A 13,719-nucleotide genomic window follows, 5' to 3' on the forward strand; every position below is an offset into this window, starting at 1 on the left:
CAACCGTCCAAGAATGACTTGTTATTTCAAAAAAACCCGGCGTAGACTGGCCGCGCACTGGACTTACCGGTATGACCACAACAATTAAGCCCTGGAACCACCAGGGCACCGAATAGAGATCCCTCCCATGCTCAGATGGTGCTCGCGTTCGATTTTCCTGCAAGTCGTGATTGGCCTGGCTCTAGGCATAATCTGCGGCCTGGCCCTTCCCGAATTCTCCTCGCAACTCAAACCCCTGGGTGACGGCTTTATCAAGCTGATCAAAATGCTGATTGGCCTGATTGTGTTCTGCGTGGTGGTCAGCGGTATTTCCGGTGCCGGCGACTTGAAGAAAGTCGGGCGTATCGGCCTCAAGTCGGTGATTTACTTTGAAGTCCTCACCACCGTCGCGTTGGTGATCGGCCTGATCATGGCCTTCAGCACCGGGATCGGCACCGGCGCCAATATCCACCTGGAGCAGTTGTCCTCCGCCGGCCTCAATGAACTGGCGGACAAGGGCCAGCATATCCGTGGCACCAGCCAATTCCTGATGGACCTGATCCCCAACTCGGTGATCGGCGCCTTCGCAGACAACAATGTGCTGCAGGTGCTGCTGTTCTCGGTGTTGTTCGGCAGCGCCCTGAACCTGGTTGGCGAAGCCGCTTCCGGCATCTCGCGGCTGATCAACGAGCTGAGCCATATCATCTTCCGCATCATGGGCATGATCGTGCGCCTGGCCCCCATCGGCGTATTCGGCGCGATCGCCTTCACCACCAGCACCTATGGCCTGGATTCCCTGCAACACCTGGGCAGCCTGGTCGGCCTGTTCTACCTGACGTGCTTTGCCTTCGTCGCCGTGATCCTCGGCCTGGTCATGCGCCTGTCGGGCCTGCGCATGCTGCCGCTGCTCAAGTACCTGCGCGAAGAGCTGCTGATCGTGATGGGCACCGCCTCCTCCGACGCCGTGCTGCCACAGATCATGCGCAAGCTCGAGCACCTGGGCATCGGCAGCTCCACCGTGGGCCTGGTGATTCCAACCGGGTACTCGTTCAACCTCGACGGTTTCTCGATCTACCTGACCCTGGCCATCGTGTTTATCGCCAACGCCACCGGCACGCCGCTGTCGATGACCGACTTGCTGACCATCCTGCTGGTGTCGCTGATCACCTCCAAGGGCGCCCACGGCATCCCCGGCTCCGCGCTGGTAATCCTCGCAGCGACGCTGACGGCGATCCCGGCGATTCCGGTGGTCGGCCTGGTGCTGGTGCTGGCGGTGGACTGGTTCATGGGCATCGGCCGCGCACTGACCAACCTGATCGGCAACTGCGTCGCCACCGTGGCCATTGCCCGTTGGGAAAAAGACATCGATATCCAGCGTGCCAACAAGGTGCTCGACGGCCAGCAGGGCTATGCCTTCCAGGCCAAGAAGCCGGTACTGCCCGCGCACCAGGAGTTCTGACCGATTTCATGAGCGGCACCGTTCAAATGTGGGAGCGGGCTTGCTCGCGAATGCGGTTATTCAGTCAATACATCTGTGACTGACCCAGCGCTTTCGCGAGCAAGCCCGCTCCCACAGTCAAGAGTCGCCATGCTCGCTAATGTATTCGCAACATAAAGGAGAGGTAGACGTGATCAGCACCTCAACCGTCGTCAATTCAGTCGTCGAAAAACTCCGCGCCGCCCTGGCGCGAGGCCAGTGGCGCCGGGGCGAAATGCTCCCCGGCCAGCGTGAACTGGCCGAACAGATGGGCATCAGCCGCCCGAGCCTGCGTGAAGCCGTGATCGTGCTGGAAACCCTCGGCCTGGTGCGTTCCATGCCCGGCAAAGGCGTGGTCGTGCTGGAAACCAGCGTCAGCGATCCACAGTCCAGTGACGCCGTGGCCGACGCCAGCCTCGAAGACATCCTGCAACTGCGCTACACCCTCGAACCCTTCATCGTCGGCCTGGTGGCGCAGTCGATCAGCAGCAAGGAAGTCGGGCAACTGCGCCTGACCCTGATGGACATGCGCGAAGCCCTTGATGCCGGTGACGCCGAAGCGGGCATGAACGCCTACATCGGCTTCCACGAGGAATTGTTCGCCCTCACCTCCAACCCGATCTTCCAGAACGTGGTGCAGCAAACCAGCAACGCGCTCAAGCAAAGCGCCCAGGTGCTGCGCAACTCGCCGGAACACCTGGCCGAACGCCTGCAGGAAAACGAGGCCGTGGTGCGCGCCATTCGCAACAAGAACAGTGCCCTGGCCAGCGCCGAAATGCGCCGGCATATCCTGCAGGAAGGCCTGCGCATGGGCATTCGCCTGAACATCCCGGACGACCACCTGGGCAGTTGATTTTTTGGAGACCGGCCATGAACGCCCACGCCTTGCAACGCGACCCCGTCCTGCCCACCCTGCGCCTGGTGGCCGGCAAGAAGCCCTCGGTGGACGACATCTACCCACGGCTGTTCGATGCCATCCTCGAGCAACGCATCGCCCCGTCCAGCCGCTTTACCGAAGAAGGCCTGGGCGAGACTTTTGGCGTGAGCCGCAGCGTGATTCGTCGGGTGCTGGCCAAGCTGTCCCACCAGCAGGTGATCATCCTGCGCCCCAACCAGCGCGCCCAGGTCGCCGCGCCGGATGGCCAGCAGACCCGGCAAATCCTCGAAGCCCGGCGCATGACTGAAATCACCGTGGTGCAACTGGCCTGCGCCCAGGCAACGCCTGGGCAAATCCGCCAGCTGCGCGAGCTGATTGCGCGCGAGCGCGACTGTATCGAGCGTGATCAACGGGGGCCGGCGATTCGTTTGTCCGGCGAGTTTCACCTGCAATTGGCTGCGATGGCCGGCAATGCGCCGTTGGCGCAGTTCCTCAACAGCCTCGTGCCGTTGACGTCGTTGATCATCGCCCAGTACGAAGCGCAGGCCTGCACGTACTGCGCGTGGCAGGAGCATGTGGCGATTGTCGATGCAATTGAGCAACGCGACACGGACACCGCAGTGCGCTTGATGACCGAGCATCTGGATCACCTGGAAACCAAGCTGCTGCAACTCAACTGAACGCGGCGAGCGGTTGTCACCTGAGGGCGAATAATTGATAATCGCTCTCATTCCCGCCCAGACAGTTACAACATGCCGCCAGCCACGCCCCTCACCCCTTCCGACGCTTCGACCCTGCGTGAGCAGATTCTGAGGCAGTTGTTTGGCGACCACCATGGCTGGCTGCTCGACCGTCTGCGCGCCCGCCTGGGCTGCCGTCATGATGCCGCCGACATGGCCGCCGAGACGTTTGTCCAAGTCGTTGCCCTGCCCGCGCCGCAAACCATTCGCGAACCGCGCGCGCTGCTGACCACCATTGCCAAGCGGCTGATCTACGACACCTGGCGTCGCCGCGACCTGGAACGCGCCTACCTGCAAGTGCTGGCCGCCCAACCCGAAGCGGTGGAGCCTTCACCGGAAGAGCACGCCCTGACCCTGGAAAGCCTGATGGCCGTGGATGCCTTGCTGGATGGGTTGTCGCCGCGTGCGCGCACCGCGTTCCTGTGCAGCCAGATCGATGGCATGAAGTACGCCGACATTGCTGCGCTGCTGGGCGTGTCGACGATTCGCGTGCGCCAGTACGTGGCCAAGGGGCTGCGCCTGTGCTGTCGCGAGTTGCTGGAATCATGAGTTCGCGCGCCGCCCTTGAACAAGCTATCGAGTGGAGTGCCTGCCTGCGCGATGAATCGCTGCTGCCCAGTGAGCGCCATGCGTTCGAGCATTGGCTGCAGGCCGATCCGCTGAATGCCCAGGCCTGGAATACCGTGCAAAGCCATGTGCAACGCAGCCTGGCGCCGGCCCATGACGCACAGGCCCGCCGCGCCTTGCAAGCACCGCGCCCCAGTCGTCGTCAATTGCTGCGCGGCGCCTTGGCCGTCGCCGGACTCGGAGTGGTCACCCAGGCGCTGCGCCAGCCAGGCATGCCACTGGCGGAATTCGGCGCCGACCTGCGCACCGGCACCGGCGAGCGGCTGAACACATGGCTGGCAGATGGCAGCCACCTGGTACTCGATGCACAAAGCGCGGTGGATATCGATTGGCGCACGGACGAACGCCGGCTGTTGCTGCGCGCCGGCAAGATCATCCTCGACATCCACCACGAGCCACGCCCCTTCAACATCAGCACCCCGTTTGGCCAGGTACAGGGCAATGGCACACGGCTGATGGTGGCGGCGTACGCCTCATTCACCCACGTCTGGGCCCTGGGGCCGGACGTGCACATCACCACCCGCCGTGGCGCGCAACTGACGCTCAAAGCGGATCAGGGCGCACGCTTCAACGACAGCATTGAACGCCTGGCCGCCAACCACAGCGGCGAAAGCAGCTGGCAGGACGGCTGGCTCAACGTGCAGGACTGGGCACTGGGCGACGTCATCGCCGCGTTGAAACCGTACCGGCGCGGCGTGCTGCGCGTCAGCCCGAGCGCTGCGTCGATGCGCGTCTCCGGCGTGTTCTCCCTCGACCACAGCGACCGCGCCCTCGCCGCCCTGGCGCAAACCATGCCGCTGCGCATCCAGCGTTATGGCGAGTGGTGGGTCAGCGTCGACCGCGCCTGAATTATTTTTTCATCCGCCTATATCGCTTTTTCATGCTCGCTGGACATACCCCATGAACCGCCCACGAATGCGGACCGCCAATGGAGCCCTCGTTATGTCCCGCTGCACCCGTAGCCTCTTTCCGCTAGCCCTGCTGGTGGCCCCGCTCGGCCTGGCCCACGCCGCCAATTTCGACTTGCCGCCCGCGGGCCTGGCGACCACCCTGGGCCGCATCGCCCAGCAAAGCGCGCGTGAAATCGTGTATGAACCGAGCCTGGTGTCCGGCCTGCAAGCGCCCGCGGTCCGCGGTGACATGAGCACCGAGCAGGCCTTGAGCCGCGCCCTGTCGGGTTCCGGCCTGGGCCTGGACACCACCGAAGGCGGCGTATTGACGCTCAAGCCCCTGCCCTCCGGCACCCTCAACCTGGGCGAGACCAGCATCAACGCCAACACGTTCGACAGTGAAGAGAACGGCGACAACAGCTATGTGGTCAAGCGCAGCCGTGGCGCAACCAAGACCGATACGCCACTGGCCGAAGTTGCGCAGTCGATCTCGGTGGTGTCGCGCAAGCAGATGAATGACCAGGCCGTACAGGACGTCAGCCAGGCGGTGCGCTACACCCCCGGTATCTATGGCGAATACACCGGCAGCAACAACAGCCGCGAGCAGTTTCGCGTGCGCGGCTTTTCGCCCTACGTGTTCCAGGATGGCCTGATGCTGCCGTATGGCGAAAGTGGCCAGGGCAGCGTGTCCGAGCCCTACGGCCTGCAAAGCGTGGAAGTGCTGCGCGGCCCCAGCTCGATGCTGTATGGCCAGAGCCGTCCCGGTGGCTTGATCAACCTCACCAGCAAACTGCCGACCACCACGCCCCTGCATCAGCTGCAGGTACAAGGCGCCAGCCATGACCTCAAGCAACTGGGCTTCGACTTCAGCGGCCCGCTGGACGACCAGGGCGTGTGGAGCTACCGGTTGACCGGCCTGGTCAAGGACAGCGGCACCCAGGTCGAACACGTCGACAACAACCGCAACTTCATCGCCCCCGCGCTGACCTGGCGCCCCAACGATGACACCTCGCTGACCCTGCTTGCCCAATACCAGCGCGACTGGGGCGGCACCACCGAGCAGTACTACCCGCAAAAAGGCTCGCAGCAGGGTTCGCCCTGGGGCCACATCGGCAGCGACACGCTGCTGGGCGATCCGGATTACGATCAGTTGCGCCGCGAAAGCTTCCAGCTCGGCTACCTGTTCGAGCACCATCTGAACGACACCTGGACCCTTCGCCAGAACCTGCGCTGGAGCAAGGTAAACATCCAGAACCGCTCGGCGTTCAACAACGGCTATGCCAGCGCCACCAGCCCGGTGCTCAATCGGCTGGCCTCCGACATCAAGCGCAACATCCAGATCTTCAACGTCGATAACCAGGCGCAGGCGCGCTTCAACACCGGTGCGTTGGAGCATACCCTGCTGATGGGCCTGGATTTCCGGCGCAACGCGCTGGACAACGACGTAGTCAACGGCACGTTCAGCCCGATCAACCCGTACAACCCCACTTACGGCGGCAGCGTCAGCGGCCAGTACGTGGGTCGCGATATGTACCAGACCCAGAAGCAGACCGGCGTCTACCTGCAGGACCAGATCAAACTGGATAGCTGGATCCTGACCCTCGGCGGTCGCTACGACTGGGCCACGTCCACCAGCGACTTCCGCCCGGACCGCGCGACGCCACGCGACCGCGTAATCAAGCAGGACGATGAAAAAGGCACCTGGCGCGCGGGGCTCGGCTACCTGTTCGACAACGGCGTGATGCCCTACGTCAGCTACTCGCAATCGTTCGACCCGACGCTCAACACCAGCGTCAGCGCGACCACGCCGATCTTCAAGCCGACCGAAGGCGAGCAATATGAAGCCGGCGTGAAGTACCAACCGCCGGGCCAGGACAGCTTTATCACCGCGTCGGTCTACACCCTGACCCAGAAGAATCTCACCACGGCCGACCCGCTCGACATGCGCAATACCGTGCAGATCGGCGAAGCGCGCAGCCGTGGCTTCGAGTTGGAAGGCAAGGCGGTACTGAACCACAACCTGTCGCTGATTGCCTCTTACACCTACACCGACAGTGAAATCACCCAGAGCGGCTACGTGACCTCGGCCTACACCGATAAAGGCTACGAACTGCCCTTCACCCCGCGCCACCAGGCGTCGGCGTGGCTGGACTACACCCTCGATGACGGCCCGTTCACCGGCCTCGGCCTGGGCGCCGGCGCACGCTACACCGGCGTGTTGTGGGGCAGCTCCGCCGTCTCCACCACCGCCGCACGCGACCGTATCCAGAGCGGCAACGTCACCGTGTTCGACGCCGCCGTGCATTACGACCTGGGCAAGCTGGCCAATGATTTGAAAGGCACCCGCGTCGCGCTGAATGCCAGCAACCTGTTCGACAAGGACTACATCACCGCCTGCACCAACACCACCGCGTGCTACTACGGCCCACGGCGCAATGTGACCGCGACACTGACCTACGACTGGTAAGGCAGCCGCTGACAACCGATGGCGAGGGCCCGCGCCATCGGGTTTGCCCTCAAGTCGGTAGCAAGGGGCGCTGGATCAACAGCACGTGGCGTCGCGAAGAGGCGCTGCGCCACACCCGACTCCAGGCGCTTGCGGCCTCAGGTTTGCTCGCGCTTGATCCACTTGGCCACGGCAGGCGCCGTATAGTCGTGCACTGCCGCCAGTAAACGCTCCACGTTCGGCTCGACAATCAACATGTCGCGGTGCACCGGCTGCAAAAACGCCTCGCTGACCACATTGTCGAGGAAGGCGGCCAAGCCATCGTAAAACCCGTTGATGTTCAACAGTGCGCAAGGCTTGGCGTGCTGGCCCAGTTGCGCCCACGTCCACACCTCAAACAACTCTTCAAACGTGCCGATGCCGCCAGGCAATGCGATAAAGCCGTCGGACAGATCCGCCATCAGCGCCTTGCGCTCATGCATGGAACCGACGATCCGCAGGTCTGCCAGGCCGGTGTGGGCCAGCTCCTTATCGGCCAGAAACGCTGGCATGACACCAATCACTTCACCGCCACTGGCCAGCGCCGCGTCGGCCACCGCGCCCATCAAACCTACCGAAGCGCCGCCGTAGACCAGGCCGATACCGGCCTTGGCGAGCGCCTCACCCAATTGAGTGGCCATTTCGGCATACACCGGCAACCGGCCTGGGCTTGAGCCGGAAAAAATACACAGTCGCATAGACCCTCGCTTGCTGAGTGTTGTTGAGTACCCGGTGGATTAAACCACGCCAGGTTCTTTGCGTATTGACTGACAGCCCTGTCGGCGAACAATCGGCAGAATGGGTGGCCGTACTGTCAACATTCCTTTGCCGATGAGTGCCCCTATGCGCCCCCTTATCCGTACCCTGATCGCCAGCGCTTTTATTCCAGCACTCAATGCACATGCCCACCTCGGTGACGACGCCACGCAAGTGATCACCCCGGCACACCCCGTCTGGTTGCTTGAGCAACCTTACGCCGACGCTCCGATGCTGACGGCCCGCACCTTTGGTGCCAGTGCCTATGACGGGTATAGCGTCAAGGCCAACCTCGTGATCAGCTGTCACCCGCAGAACCCATCGGCGGGTATTGAACTGGAGATCTCCCCGCAGTCGCTGGGCTTCGACGTCGCGCCTTTTGAAGGCAAGGGTGCCGCCAAAGACGGACCACTGCGCATCACGACGGGAACCCGTGCCAGCGTCGATCACTCGATCAATGGCGTGTGGACCCACGGCGGAGTTTTCCAGGTCAGCACGTTTTTTGTATTCAGTGGCTCCGTGCACCGCGACGAGCTCGCCTACTGGGCCAGTGATGCCTCACGGGGTCAAAGCCTGACACTGTCATTGGTGCCGGCCCAAGAGGGGGGCAAGCCGCTGACCGCAACGTTTTTACTGCCAGCCAATAACGCCGGGCTGAAAAAAGTCATCCAGCCGTGCCTGGGGACTGCCACGCCATAAAAAAAGCCCCGCATCTTACGATGCGGGGCTTTCTGTCCAGCGGTGGGATCAAGCCGGTTGCAGCACCGACTGACCGCTCAACGCCAGGTCCAGCAGTTCACGGTTGGCGACCGCGTACATGGCGTAGTCCGTGCCGACCGCAGCACGGATTTCCACCATCATCGCGCGCCAGCGATCCGCCATGTCCTGGTGCTGCTCAAGCCACAGGGCCACGCGGGCTTCCATGTCTTGTGGCGCATCGGCCATTTGCAGTACCGCGATGGTGATCGCGCGTTGCTGCCAATCCACGTCGTCGCGGAACGCTTCGCGGGCCTGGGCCTGCCAGTTGTTGGCCACTGGCAGATCGCTGATCTGCTGCAGGTACCACGGCAAGTCGAGGGCGCTGCCCACGGCGAAGTAGGCTTTCGCCACTTCGGCGGCATCGTGACCGGTCACGTCGGCGGCTTCGATGATCGGCAGCAGGGTGTACAGGTGCGTCGTACCGGCCACCATACGCGCCAACAACTCCGGCACGCCGGCTTCGGTGTAGGCCTGGTAGCGGGTCTGCCAGCCTTCGCGGGTCGGGCCTTCCAGCAGTTCGTCGAGCTTGAGGCCCAACGCGGCCAGGTGTGGACCGAAGTGCGCGGTATCACGCCCGGCATCCTGCTCGTTGCGACGGCTGCGCAGGAACCAGCGTGTAGCACGGCGGCCCAGGCGCATCAGCTCGTCCATCAGCTCCAGTTGCACGTCGGCGGAGACCTGGTGGTCCAGGGCTTCGATCTGACGGAACCAGTGCGGGAGATGGAAGATGTCACGCACGATCACATAGGCGCCAGCCACGTTCGCCGGGCTCATGCCGGTCGACTCCTTGAGGCGCTGCACGAAGGTGATGCCCATGTGGTTGACCAGGTCGTTGGCGATCTGGGTGCTGACGATCTCGCGCTTCAGGCGGTGACGACGCATGGCCTCGGAGAACTTGGCGACCAGGCTCGGTGGGAACGCGGTCTCCATGTCACGGGTCAGGTATTCGTCGTCCGGCACCAGCGACTTGAGCAGCGCTTCCTTGAGGTCGATCTTGCTGTAGGAGATCAACACCGACAGCTCCGGACGCGTCAGGCCCTTGCCGTTGGACGCGCGCTCGGTAAGCTGCTCCTCGGTCGGCAGGTACTCGATGGCGCGGTCCAGCTTGCCACGGCCTTCCAGGTCGCTCATCAGGCGCTTGTACTCGGCTGCGCGCTCGTAGGCCTTGCGGGCGGCCAGGGACAGGGCCTGGGTCTGCTTGTAGTTGTTGCCCAACACCAGGTGGCCGACTTCGTCGGTCATGCTCGCCAGCAGCTGGTTGCGCTGCTTGTCGGTCATGTCACCGGCCTGCACCACTTCGTTGAGCAGGATCTTGATGTTCACTTCGTGGTCGGAGCAGTCCACGCCACCGGCGTTGTCGATGAAGTCGGTGTTGGAACCGCCGCCGTTGAGGCCGAATTCCACACGACCCAACTGGGTCATGCCGAGGTTACCGCCCTCGCCCACCACCTTGCAGCGCAGCTCGTTGCCGTTGACACGCAGTGCGTCGTTGGCCTTGTCGCCGACGTCGGCGTGGCTTTCGGTGCTGGCCTTGACGTACGTACCGATACCGCCGTTCCACAACAGGTCCACCGGCGCCTTGAGCAAGGCGTTCAGCAGTTCGGTCGGGGTCAGCTTGTCGGCCGAAATGTCGAAGCGCTCTTTCATCTGTGGCGAGATGGCAATGCTCTTCGCGCTGCGCGAGAAGATCCCGCCGCCTTCGGACATGATGCTGGTGTCGTAGTCGGTCCACGCCGAACGCGGCAGCTCGAACATGCGCTGGCGCTCGACGAAGCTGGTCGCCGGGTTCGGGTTTGGATCGATGAAGATGTGCAGGTGGTTGAAGGCCGCGACCAGTTGCAGCTTGTCGGACATCAACAGGCCGTTACCGAACACGTCACCGGCCATGTCGCCGACGCCGACCACCGTGATGCTGTCTTCCTGCACATTGATGCCGCGCTCACGGAAGTGACGCTGCACACCGACCCACGCACCCTTGGCGGTGATGCCCATTTTCTTGTGGTCGTAACCGGCGGAACCACCGGAGGCGAATGCATCGCCCAGCCAGAAGCCGTAGTCGATGGCGATGCCGTTGGCGATGTCGGAGAAGGTCGCAGTGCCTTTGTCCGCCGCCACTACCAGGTACGGGTCATCGTCGTCATGACGCACGACGTTGGCCGGTGGCACCAGGGCGCCGTCTTTCAGGTTGTCGGTGATGTCCAGCAGGCCGGAAATGAAGATGCGGTAGCAGGCGATACCCTCGGCCGCGATCTCGTCGCGGCTGCCGCCCAGTGGCAGGCGACGCGGCAGGAAGCCGCCCTTCGCACCCACCGGCACGATCACCGAGTTCTTCACTTGCTGGGCTTTTACCAGGCCGAGCACTTCGGTACGGAAGTCTTCCTCACGGTCGGACCAGCGCAGGCCGCCGCGCGCAACGTTGCCAAAGCGAAGGTGAACGCCTTCGACACGCGGCGAGTAGACGAAGATTTCAAACTTCGGCACCGGCTTGGGCAGCTCAGGAATCGCACGAGGGTCGAACTTGAAGCTGAAGTACGACTTGTTCTGGCCGTTGGCGTCGGTCTGGTAGAAGTTGGTACGCAGGGTGGCCTTGATCAGGTCCAGGTAGCGACGCAGGATGCGGTCTTCGTTGAGCACCTGGACGTCGTCCAGCGCGGTGAGGATCGCTTGTTCCAGGCGTTGCTGCTTGTCTTCCAGGTCGTCGGCGGTGAGCTTGCGCGCCAGGTAGAAACGGGTCTTGAACAACCGGGTCAACTCGCGGGCGATGTCGGTGTGGTTGTTCAGGGTGCTGGCGATGTAGCCGAGGTCGAAGCCCAGGCGGATCTGCTTGAGGTAACGCGCGTAGGCACGCAGCAGCGCCACGTCGCGCCACGGCAGGCCGGCGGTGAGTACCAGGCGGTTGAACGCATCGTTCTCGGCGTCGCCGTGCACGATGTGCACGAACGCGTCCTGCAGGGTGTCGTTGAGTTGCTGGATATCCAGGTTCACGCCTTCGGCGGCGATGAACGCAAAGTCATGGATCCAGAACTCACGGCCATTGGCGTGACGCAGGCGGTACGGGAATTCACCCAGCACGCGCAGGCCGAGGTTTTCCAGGATCGGCAGCACGTCGGAGAGTGCCAGCGGGGTATCGGCGTGGTAGAGCTTGCAATGCAGCTCGCGCTGGCCGGAGACCTGGCCCAGCGGCTGGTAGAAGCTCATCACCAGCGGGTTGGCTTCGGTGAGGCTGTTGAGGTGCTGCATGTCGACCACGGCCGAGTGCGCAGCAAAACGCTCGCGGTAACCGGCTGGGAAGCCTTTCGGGAAATCGGCCAGCACGTTGGTGCCCTGGGCTTCGCCGAAGCTTTCGACGACCAGGCTGGAGTAGTCGTCCTGCCAGCTGCGGCAGGCCTGTACCACTTCTTTTTCCAGTTGCAGCGGGTCGATGTCCAGGCGGTTCTTCGGGTCGACCCGCAGAATCAGCTGCACGCGCGCCAGCACCGATTCGGAGAAGAAGGTCCAGAATTCGCAATCCGAAGCCTTCAGGCGATCCATCAGCACTTGCTGGATCTTCTGGCGCACTTCGGTGGAATAGATATCGCGCGGCACGTAGGCCAGGCAGTAGCAGAAACGACCGTACGGGTCTTTGCGCAGGAATACGCGGATCTTGTTGCGTTCCTGGATCTGCACGATCGACATCACGGTGCTGAACAGTTCGTCGACCGGGGTCTGGAACAGGTCGTCACGCGGCAGTACTTCGACCACCTGGGCGAGTTCCTTGCCCAAATGCGCCTTGGGCTGGAAGCCCGAGCGGCGTTCGATTTCCGCGACCTTGCGACGGATATACGGGATGACCCGCACGCTTTCGCCGTACACCGAGGAGGTGTACAGGCCCATGAAGCGGTGTTCCTTGATGACCTTGCCGTCGGCATCGATCTCGCGGATCGACACGTAGTCCGGGTAGGCCGGGCGGTGCACGCGGCTTGGGTGCGCGGCCTTGGCGAACGACAGCACGGTCGGTTCACGCAGGTAGGCAACGGCATAGTCTTCGATGCGCAGGTCATCGGCGGTGAGGCCGGCGCGCAGCAGCTTGGTCAGACCGAGGAAGGAATTGGCGTCATATTCGATATGACCGCCGTCCGCCTCGTCACGTACCACGAATTCTTCATAGCCGAGGAAGGTGAAGTGGTTGCCCACCAGCCATTCCAGGAAGTTCTTGATCTCGGCTTTTTCTTCGCCATCGATCACGAACTGGCTGGCGTCGATACCGGCCAGCAGGTCCTGGACCTTGGCTTTCATCGGTTCGAAATCGGCCACGGCCACACGCACTTCGCCGAGTACCTGCTCAAGCTCTTTGCTCAGCACGTTCAGTTCGGCGGCGTTGGCGCAGCGGTCGATTTCCAGGTACATCAGCGATTCTTGCTGGATGCCTTCGCCCTGGGTGCCCTTGGGCAGGATTTCCAGCAGCTCGCCCTTGCTGCCACGGCGTACGCTGAGCACGGTGGTCTGCAGGGTGTGGATGCTGTAGCCGCGGCGGTTCAGCTCGGTACGCACCGAGTCGACCAGGAACGGCAGGTCATGGTGCAGCACTTCGACCGCGGTGTGGGTCGACTGCCAGCCATGACGTTCGTAATCGGGGTTGTAGACCCGCACTTGCGGTTGGGTGTGATCAAAGCGCTCAAGCAGGCGCCAGGCAGACAGGGTGCAACCGGCCAGGTCGGAAAGGCGACGCTGGGTCAGTTCGTCCAGGGAAATGATGCCGAAGAATTGTTCAGCGAACAGCGCCACTTGTGGCAGTGCCTGTTCACTGATGTGCTGCGCCAGTGCCGCTTGCAGTTGATGCTGGAAGTCGGCCTTGCTGGCTGCGGTGAAGAACGCCATCTGTGGTACTCCGCTTGGGCTTGTTATTGATGGAAGCGTCGCGTGTTATCCCCTTGCGGGGAGACCGTCAGCTCTGTTCGTCGATACAAGTGGCTAAGTACCTTAAACGAATCAGGGTGACAGGTGGGTGAAGCTGGACAAGACAATGAGGTCACATACAACTTCCATAAGATGCGCACCTTGCCAGGTGACGGTACGACGGGCAGGTCAGGCGCCTGGCACATGCACATCCGTTGCGCAGCTTAACGACTGTAGGAAGACAGCTGCTTGCG

At 62.8% G+C, this 13,719-nt stretch carries 9 protein-coding genes; 7 read left to right on the plus strand and 2 right to left on the minus strand.

Features of this window, described 5'->3' with window-relative positions; translation table 11 throughout:
* Positions 1–112: 112 nt before the first annotated feature.
* The 6 genes from NTD80_RS29360 (at position 113) to NTD80_RS29385 (ending at position 7,057) form a co-directional block, all read left to right on the plus strand.
* On the plus strand, positions 113–1,438 hold the full coding sequence (locus tag NTD80_RS29360; RefSeq protein ID WP_177343961.1) for a C4-dicarboxylate transporter DctA: 1,326 nt from the start codon (positions 113–115) through the stop codon (positions 1,436–1,438).
* A gap of 169 nt (positions 1,439–1,607) precedes the next feature.
* Positions 1,608–2,309, plus strand: a complete 702-nt coding sequence (locus NTD80_RS29365; protein ID WP_065907910.1) for a FadR/GntR family transcriptional regulator — start codon at positions 1,608–1,610, stop codon at positions 2,307–2,309.
* 17 nt (positions 2,310–2,326) lie between these two features.
* Positions 2,327–3,013, plus strand: a complete 687-nt coding sequence (locus NTD80_RS29370; protein WP_213552985.1) for a GntR family transcriptional regulator — start codon at positions 2,327–2,329, stop codon at positions 3,011–3,013.
* Positions 3,014–3,085: 72 nt separating this feature from the next.
* Positions 3,086–3,622, plus strand: a complete 537-nt coding sequence (locus tag NTD80_RS29375) for a sigma-70 family RNA polymerase sigma factor (RefSeq protein ID WP_262135763.1) — start codon at positions 3,086–3,088, stop codon at positions 3,620–3,622.
* On the plus strand, positions 3,619–4,548 hold the full coding sequence (locus NTD80_RS29380; protein ID WP_262135764.1) for a FecR domain-containing protein: 930 nt from the start codon (positions 3,619–3,621) through the stop codon (positions 4,546–4,548). The genes NTD80_RS29375 and NTD80_RS29380 overlap by 4 nt, the downstream gene beginning before the upstream one ends.
* Before the next feature lie 94 nt (positions 4,549–4,642).
* Positions 4,643–7,057, plus strand: a complete 2,415-nt coding sequence (locus tag NTD80_RS29385) for a TonB-dependent siderophore receptor (RefSeq protein WP_262135765.1) — start codon at positions 4,643–4,645, stop codon at positions 7,055–7,057.
* A 137-nt stretch (positions 7,058–7,194) separates the two neighbouring features.
* On the opposite strand, the gene NTD80_RS29390 is transcribed toward NTD80_RS29385, so the two are convergent.
* Positions 7,195–7,773, minus strand: coding sequence for a TIGR00730 family Rossman fold protein (locus tag NTD80_RS29390; RefSeq protein WP_262135766.1), 579 nt, complete (start codon positions 7,771–7,773; stop codon positions 7,195–7,197).
* Between the two features lie 145 nt (positions 7,774–7,918).
* Between NTD80_RS29390 and NTD80_RS29395 the strand changes: the two genes are divergently transcribed.
* Entirely contained in the window at positions 7,919–8,530 is a 612-nt protein-coding gene (locus NTD80_RS29395) for a hypothetical protein (RefSeq protein ID WP_262135767.1), read from the plus strand.
* A 48-nt stretch (positions 8,531–8,578) separates the two neighbouring features.
* On the opposite strand, the gene NTD80_RS29400 is transcribed toward NTD80_RS29395, so the two are convergent.
* Complete coding sequence (locus NTD80_RS29400; RefSeq protein ID WP_065907896.1) at positions 8,579–13,447, minus strand: NAD-glutamate dehydrogenase; 4,869 nt, start codon at positions 13,445–13,447, stop codon at positions 8,579–8,581.
* Positions 13,448–13,719: the final 272 nt, after the last annotated feature.

The organism is Pseudomonas sp. 13B_2.1_Bac1 (genome assembly GCF_025466155.1).
Classification (GTDB): domain Bacteria; phylum Pseudomonadota; class Gammaproteobacteria; order Pseudomonadales; family Pseudomonadaceae; genus Aquipseudomonas; species Aquipseudomonas aylmerensis.